General features: G+C 71.6%; 8 protein-coding genes. All 8 read left to right on the plus strand.

The annotated features are described in order from the left end of the window. Nucleotides 1-204 precede the first annotated feature (204 nt). The 8 genes from ACOV8S_RS04500 to ACOV8S_RS04535 all read left to right on the plus strand — a co-directional run bounded on the left by ACOV8S_RS04500 (nucleotide 205) and on the right by ACOV8S_RS04535 (nucleotide 7200). Entirely contained in the window at nucleotides 205-288 is an 84-nt protein-coding gene (locus tag ACOV8S_RS04500; RefSeq protein ID WP_356135130.1) for a putative leader peptide, read from the plus strand. Between the two features lie 143 nt (nucleotides 289-431). Further along, nucleotides 432-2123 carry a nitrite/sulfite reductase gene (locus tag ACOV8S_RS04505; protein WP_448316219.1) on the plus strand — a complete coding sequence of 564 codons (1692 nt, stop codon included), beginning with the start codon at nucleotides 432-434 and terminating at the stop codon, nucleotides 2121-2123. Between the two features lie 169 nt (nucleotides 2124-2292). Next, entirely contained in the window at nucleotides 2293-3003 is a 711-nt protein-coding gene (locus ACOV8S_RS04510) for a phosphoadenylyl-sulfate reductase (protein WP_448316220.1), read from the plus strand. Next, nucleotides 3000-3587 carry an adenylyl-sulfate kinase gene (gene cysC / locus ACOV8S_RS04515; RefSeq protein ID WP_448316221.1) on the plus strand — a complete coding sequence of 196 codons (588 nt, stop codon included), beginning with the start codon at nucleotides 3000-3002 and terminating at the stop codon, nucleotides 3585-3587. Before ACOV8S_RS04510 ends, cysC begins: the two co-directional genes overlap by 4 nt. Next, complete coding sequence (gene cysD, locus ACOV8S_RS04520) at nucleotides 3584-4519, plus strand: sulfate adenylyltransferase subunit CysD (protein ID WP_351118054.1); 936 nt, start codon at nucleotides 3584-3586, stop codon at nucleotides 4517-4519. Before cysC ends, cysD begins: the two co-directional genes overlap by 4 nt. Before the next feature lie 2 nt (nucleotides 4520-4521). Then, the gene (locus ACOV8S_RS04525) at nucleotides 4522-5871 is read left to right on the plus strand and encodes a sulfate adenylyltransferase subunit 1 (RefSeq protein WP_448316222.1); all 1350 of its coding nucleotides are present in this window, start codon (nucleotides 4522-4524) and stop codon (nucleotides 5869-5871) included. Beyond that, nucleotides 5859-6047 (plus strand): hypothetical protein, encoded by a 189-nt coding sequence (locus ACOV8S_RS04530; protein WP_448317414.1) that lies wholly within the window; start codon nucleotides 5859-5861, stop codon nucleotides 6045-6047. Before ACOV8S_RS04525 ends, ACOV8S_RS04530 begins: the two co-directional genes overlap by 13 nt. Before the next feature lie 49 nt (nucleotides 6048-6096). Continuing rightward, the gene (locus ACOV8S_RS04535) at nucleotides 6097-7200 is read left to right on the plus strand and encodes an aliphatic sulfonate ABC transporter substrate-binding protein (RefSeq protein WP_448316223.1); all 1104 of its coding nucleotides are present in this window, start codon (nucleotides 6097-6099) and stop codon (nucleotides 7198-7200) included. The last annotated feature ends 29 nt before the right edge of the window (nucleotides 7201-7229 follow it).

The raw sequence follows: 7229 nt of genomic DNA on the forward strand, positions 1-7229 counted from the left end.
GCGCACGCGCCACGCACCCCCCGCGGCCCTTCACCTGCCTCAGGACCTCTCCCTCCGACGGCGTCCGCGGACACCACTGACCAGGGCGTACACCGCTGACGTGCGCCGATGTCCATGACACGGCCATATCGCATAGCGAGACGTAAGTGTCCGGATCATGGACGACAGTGGACGCTCGACAGGACCCCGTGCCACGCTTCCGCCATGTTCGGAACTGGAATCGCCCTGGTGAGTCGACGACACGTCGACCTCGGTCGCATGTCCAGCGCCATCTGTCCGGCCTGCTGACGAGACCTCAGCCGCCCGACAGCCCCCGCGACACCCCCTCCCCTCGTTCCGCGCCCGACGACGCCGCGGGACGTCTCCTTGCCCCTGCGCTCATCCGCCCAGGTCAGAGCCGTATGCCCGTCTGTCCCGAAGGACTGTGAACCATGGCAGCCACGCCCCAGAATCCCGCCGCCTCCCGCCGCAAGGTGAGCCGACACCGCGGCGAGGGTCAGTGGGCCGCCGGACACTTCACCCCGCTCAACGGGAACGAGCAGTTCAAGAAGGACGACGACGGTCTCAATGTGCGGACACGCATTGAGACGATCTACTCGAAGCGCGGATTCGACTCGATCGACCCCAACGACCTCCGGGGCCGCATGCGTTGGTGGGGTCTGTACACCCAGCGCCGCCCCGGTATCGACGGCGGCAAGACCGCGATCCTGGAGCCGGAGGAGCTGGACGACAGCTACTTCATGCTCCGCGTCCGCATCGACGGCGGCCGTCTCACCACCGAGCAGCTGCGCGTCATCGGGGAGGTCTCCCAGGAGTTCGCCCGCGGCACCGCGGACATCACCGACCGGCAGAACATCCAGCTGCACTGGATCCGCATCGAGGACGTCCCCGAGATCTGGAACCGCCTGGAGGCGGTGGGCCTGTCCACGACCGAGGCCTGCGGCGACACCCCGCGCGCCTTCCTCGGCTCCCCGGTGGCCGGCATCGCCGAGGACGAGATCATCGACGGCACCCCCGCCCTGGAGGAGGCCCACCGCCGCGTCGTCGGCAACCCCGCCTACTCCAACCTGCCGCGCAAGTTCAAGACCGCGATCTCCGGCTCCCCGCTCCTGGACGTGGCGCACGAGATCAACGACATCGCCTTCGTCGGCGTGCGCCACCCGGAGCTCGGCCCCGGCTTCGACCTCTGGGTCGGCGGCGGCCTCTCCACCAACCCCAAGCTCGGTGTCCGGCTCGGCGCCTGGGTGCCGCTGGACGACGTGCCGGACGTCCTCGAGGGCGTCATCTCGATCTTCCGTGACTACGGCTACCGCCGGCTGCGCAACCGCGCCCGCCTGAAGTTCCTGGTCGCCGACTGGGGCCCGGAGAAGTTCCGTCAGGTGCTCCAGGACGAGTACCTGAAGCGCGAGCTGGCCGACGGTCCGGCCCCCGCGGAGCCGGTGGAGCGCTGGCGCGACCACGTCGGCGTGCACCGGCAGAAGGACGGCCGCTACTACGTCGGCTTCGCCCCGCGCGTCGGCCGCGTGGACGGCGCCACCCTCACCAAGATCGCCGACCTGGCCGCGGCACACGGCTCCGGGCGGCTGCGCACCACGGTCGAGCAGAAGATGATCGTGCTGGACGTGGCCGAGGAGCAGGTCGCCTCGCTGACCGAGGGGCTGCGCGCGCTCGACCTCGTCGTCGAGGCCTCCTCGTTCCGCCGCGGCACCATGGCCTGCACCGGCATCGAGTTCTGCAAGCTCGCCATCGTCGAGACCAAGGCGCGCGGCGCCGCGCTGATCGACGAACTCGAGCGCCGCCTGCCGGAGTTCGACGAGCCGCTGACCATCAACCTCAACGGCTGCCCCAACGCCTGCGCCCGCATCCAGGTCGCCGACATCGGCCTCAAGGGCCAGCTGGTGCTCGACGGGACCGGACAGCAGGTGGAGGGCTACCAGGTCCACCTCGGCGGCGCCCTCGGGCTCCAGGCCGGGTTCGGCCGCAAGGTCCGCGGCCTGAAGGTCACCTCCGCCGAACTCCCCGACTACATCGAGCGGGTGCTGCGCCGCTACCTGGACCAGCGCGAGCCCGGCGAGCGGTTCGCCGCCTGGACGACCCGCGCCGCGGAGGGGGACCTGTCGTGAGCGAGCGGGCGGCCCCCTTCCACTGCCCCTACTGCGGGGACGAGGACCTCAGGCCGGGAGAGACAGGGCACGGCAGTTGGGAATGCGGGGCGTGCAACCGCGCATTCCAACTGAAGTTCCTCGGGCTGCTCGCCCGCGGCTTCCAGAAGGACACGCAGCAGGAGGGGACATGACCACGGCACAGGAGCAGCGCACCGCCGAGGAGCTCAAGGCGCTCGCCGAGCGTGCGGGCCGCGAGCTGGAGGACGCCTCCGCCCTGGACATCGTGCGCTGGGCCGTCGAGACCTTCGGCGACCGCTTCTGCGTGACCTCCTCCATGGAGGACGCGGTGGTGGCCCACCTCGCCTCCCGGGTGAAGCCCGGCGTCGACGTCGTCTTCCTCGACACCGGCTACCACTTCGAGGAGACCATCGGCACCCGGGACGCCGTCGAGGCGGTGATGAACGTCAACGTCATCACCCTCACCCCGCGGCAGACCGTCGCCGAGCAGGACGCCGAGTACGGGCCGAAGCTGCACGACCGCGACCCGGACCTGTGCTGCAAGCTGCGCAAGGTGCAGCCGCTCGAGCGAGGTCTCCAGGGCTACCAGGCCTGGGCGACCGGCCTGCGCCGCGACGAGTCCCCGACCCGGGCGAACACGCCCGTCGTCGGCTGGGACGACAAGCGCGGCAAGGTGAAGGTCTCGCCCATCGCCCGCTGGACCCAGGACGACGTCGACGCCTATGTCGCCGAGCACGGTGTGCTCACCAACCCGCTGCTGATGGACGGTTACGCCTCCGTCGGCTGCGCGCCCTGCACCCGCCGGGTGCTGGAGGGCGAGGACGCCCGGGCCGGCCGCTGGGCCGGGCGCGGCAAGACCGAGTGCGGGCTGCACGGATGACCGGCGGCACCCGGGCACCGGGGCAAGCGACCACCAAGGAGAACGAGCACGTGAGCGGAGCCACCGTCTGGCTGACGGGTCTGCCGAGCGCCGGCAAGACCACGATCGCCCTGGAGCTGGCCGGGCGCCTGCGCGCGGAGGGACACCGCGTGGAGGTCCTCGACGGCGACGAGATCCGCGAGTTCCTCTCGGCGGGCCTCGGCTTCAGCCGCGAGGACCGTCACACCAACGTCCAGCGCATCGGCTTCCTCGCCGAACTGCTCTCCCGCAACGGCGTGACCACGCTGGTGCCGGTGATCGCGCCCTATGCCGACAGCCGGGACGCCGTCCGCAAGCGCCACGAGGTCGGCGGCACCCCCTACCTGGAGGTGCATGTCGCCACCCCGCTCGACGTCTGCTCGGTGCGCGACGTGAAGGGCCTGTACGCCAAGCAGGCGGCCGGCGAGATATCCGGCCTCACCGGCGTCGACGACCCGTACGAGGCCCCCGAGGCCCCGGACCTGCGGATCGAGTCGCAGGACCAGACCGTCGCCGAGTCCGCCGCCGCCGTCCACGCAGCTCTCACCGAAAGGGGCCTGGCATGACCACCGTCGCCGCACTCCGCGACACCGCCGCGGGCCAGGGCCCGCTCGGCCACCTCGACGTGCTCGAGTCCGAGGCCGTGCACATCTTCCGCGAGGTCGCGGGCGAGTTCGAACGGCCGGTGATCCTCTTCTCCGGCGGCAAGGACTCCATCGTGATGCTGCACCTGGCGCTCAAGGCGTTCGCGCCCGCGCCGGTGCCCTTCGCGCTGCTCCATGTGGACACCGGACACAACTTCCCCGAGGTCCTCGAGTACCGCGACCGTGTGGTCGCCGAACATGGACTGCGCCTCCATGTGGCCTCGGTCCAGGACTACATCGACCGCGGTGTGCTCCGCGAACGCCCCGACGGCACCCGCAACCCGCTCCAGACGGTCCCGCTGACCGAGACCATCCAGAGCGAGAAGTTCGACGCGGTCTTCGGCGGAGGCCGCCGCGACGAGGAGAAGGCCCGCGCCAAGGAGCGCGTCTTCTCCCTGCGCGACGAGTTCTCCCAGTGGGACCCGCGCCGTCAGCGCCCCGAGCTGTGGAACCTGTACAACGGCCGGCACGCCCCCGGCGAGCACGTCCGGGTCTTCCCGCTCTCCAACTGGACCGAGCTGGACGTCTGGCAGTACATCAAGCGCGAGGGCATCGAGCTGCCGGCCATCTACTTCGCCCACGAGCGCGAGGTCTTCCAGCGCAACGGCATGTGGCTGACGGCCGGCGACTGGGGCGGCGCCAAGGACGGCGAGCCCCTCGAGTTCCGCCAGGTCCGCTACCGGACCGTCGGCGACATGTCGTGCACCGGCGCCGTCGACTCCGACGCCGCCACGCTGGACCAGGTGATCGCCGAGATCGCGGCCTCCCGTCTCACCGAGCGCGGCGCGACCCGCGCCGACGACAAGCTCTCCGAGGCAGCGATGGAAGACCGCAAGCGCGAGGGGTACTTCTAACCATGACGACCACCACCGAGCAGGCCGCACAGGCCGCCGAAACCACCACGCTGCTGCGGTTCGCCACCGCCGGATCCGTCGACGACGGCAAGTCCACCCTGGTGGGCCGGCTGCTGCACGACTCCAAGTCGGTGCTCGCCGACCAGCTCGAGGCCGTCGAGCGGGCCTCCGCCAGCCGCGGCCAGGACGCCCCCGACCTGGCGCTGCTCACCGACGGCCTGCGCGCCGAGCGGGAGCAGGGCATCACGATCGACGTGGCGTACCGTTACTTCGCCACGCCGCGGCGCCGGTTCATCCTCGCCGACACCCCCGGCCACGTGCAGTACACCCGCAACATGGTCACCGGCGCCTCCACCGCCGACCTCACGGTGATCCTGGTCGACGCCCGCAACGGCGTCGTCGAGCAGACCCGCCGGCACGCCGCCATCGCCGCCCTGCTGCGCGTCCCGCACGTCGTGCTGGCCGTCAACAAGATGGACCTGGTCGACTACGCGGAGCCGGTGTTCGCGGCCATCGCCGAGCAGTTCACCGCCTACGCCACCGAGCTGGGCGTGCCCGAGGTCACCACCGTCCCCATCTCGGCGCTGGCCGGCGACAACGTCGTCGAGCCCTCCGCCCACATGGACTGGTACGGCGGCCCCACCGTGCTCGAGCACCTGGAGACCGTGCGGGTCGACGGCACCGTCGACACGCTCCCGGCCCGGCTGCCCGTGCAGTACGTGATCCGCCCGCAGACCGCCGAGCACCCCGACTACCGCGGCTACGCCGGCCAGATCGCGGCCGGTTCCTTCCGCGTCGGCCAGGAGATCACCGTCCTGTCCTCCGGCCGCACCACCCGGATCTCCGGCATCGACCTGCTCGGCGTGCCGGTGGAGAGCGCCCGCGCGCCCCAGTCGGTGACCCTGCTGCTCGAGGACGACCTGGACATCTCCCGCGGCGACCTGATCGCCCCGAGCCAGGACGCCCCCGCCGCCGGCCAGGACGTCGAGGCCACCGTCTGCCACGTCGCCGACCGGCCGCTCACCGAGGGCCACCGGGTGCTGCTCAAGCACGGCACCCGCACCGTGAAGGCCGTCGTCAAGGAGATCCCCTCCCGGCTCACCCTGGACGACCTCTCCCTGCACCCGAGGCCCGGGCAGCTCGCCGCCAACGACATCGGCCGCGTCGTGCTGCGCACCGCCGAGCCGCTGCCGCTGGACGCCTACGAGACCTCCCGCACCACCGGGGCGTTCATCCTGATCGACCCGGCCGACGGCTCCACGCTCACCGCCGGCATGGCCGGTGACTCCTTCGCCTCCGCCAAGCAGGTCACCGAGGCGGCCCGGGCGGACGAGGACGGGTGGGACTTCTGACGATGAACACCCCCGGTTTCTTCGACACGTTCGCCAAGGAGGGCGGCCGCGTCGGCAGCGGCACCCTCGGCAGCGGGCAGGGCGGAGTCGCCCGATGTGCGGGCCGCACCCGGCACGTCCGGCACCACCGACTCCGCACCGAACGAAGACCCGACCGCCTCCCGGCCACCGCCTGACACGACGACAGGCGGTGACCGCCGGGCCACCGAGAGGACACCCTCCCCCGTGCCTGCCAACCGCTCCCTGCTCCGCCGGGGCCTCGCCGTGGCCGCCGTGCTGCCGCTGCTGGCGCTCGGCGCCTGCGGCTACGGCTCGCAGGCGAAGGACGACGCGCACGACGTCGTCCCGGTGGGGGAGAAGACCGACGGCCTGGACACCGTGCGCATCGGCTACTTCGGCAACCTCACGCACGCCACCCCGCTGGTCGCCCACCGAAAGGGCTTCTTCCAGCGGGAACTCGGCGGCACCGAGGCCTCGTACCAGGTCTTCGGCGCCGGCCCGTCCGCGATCGAGGCGCTCAACTCCGGCTCCGTCGACATCGGCTGGATCGGCCCCTCCCCGGCGATCAACGGCTACACCAGGTCGGAGGGCAAGAACCTGCGGATCATCGGCGGCTCCGCGTCCGGCGGCGTCAAGCTGGTGGTCGATCCGAAGAGGATCAGGTCGATCGAGGACGTCAAGGGCAAGCGGATCGCCACCCCGCAGCTCGGCAACACCCAGGACGTGGCCTTCCTCCACTGGATCTCCGAGCAGGGCTGGACGGCCGACGCGCAGAGCGGCAAGGGCGACGTCTCCGTCGTCCGCTCCGACAACAGGGTGACCCCGGGCGCCTTCGCCTCCGGCTCGATCGACGGCGCCTGGGTGCCCGAGCCGACCGCCTCCAAGCTGGTCGCCGAGGGCGGCGAGGTCCTCCTCGACGAGAGCAACCTGTGGCCGGACCAGAAGTTCGTGATCACCAACATCGTCGTCTCGCAGACCTTCCTCGCCGAGCACCCCGAAGCCGTCGAGGCGGTGCTGCGGGCGTCCGTGAAGACCAACGCGTGGATCGACGCCCACCCCGCCGACGCCAAGCAGGCCGCCAACGCCCAGCTGGAGGAGGACTCCGGCAAGGCACTGCCCGCCGAGATCCTCGACCCCGCCTGGGAGTCGATCGAGGTCACCGACGATCCGCTGGCCGCCACCCTCGAGACCCAGGCGGCCCACGCCGTGGACGCCGGCCTGCTCGAGAGCCCGCTGCTGGACGGCATCTACGACCTGCGCCCGCTCAACGCGGTCCTGAAGCAGGCGGGGAAGCCCCCCGTCGACGACGCGGGCCTCGGTGCCGGCTGACCGCGGCGGCACCGGCGGCCGCGCCGCAC

The organism is Streptomyces sp. CO7, from assembly GCF_053474865.1.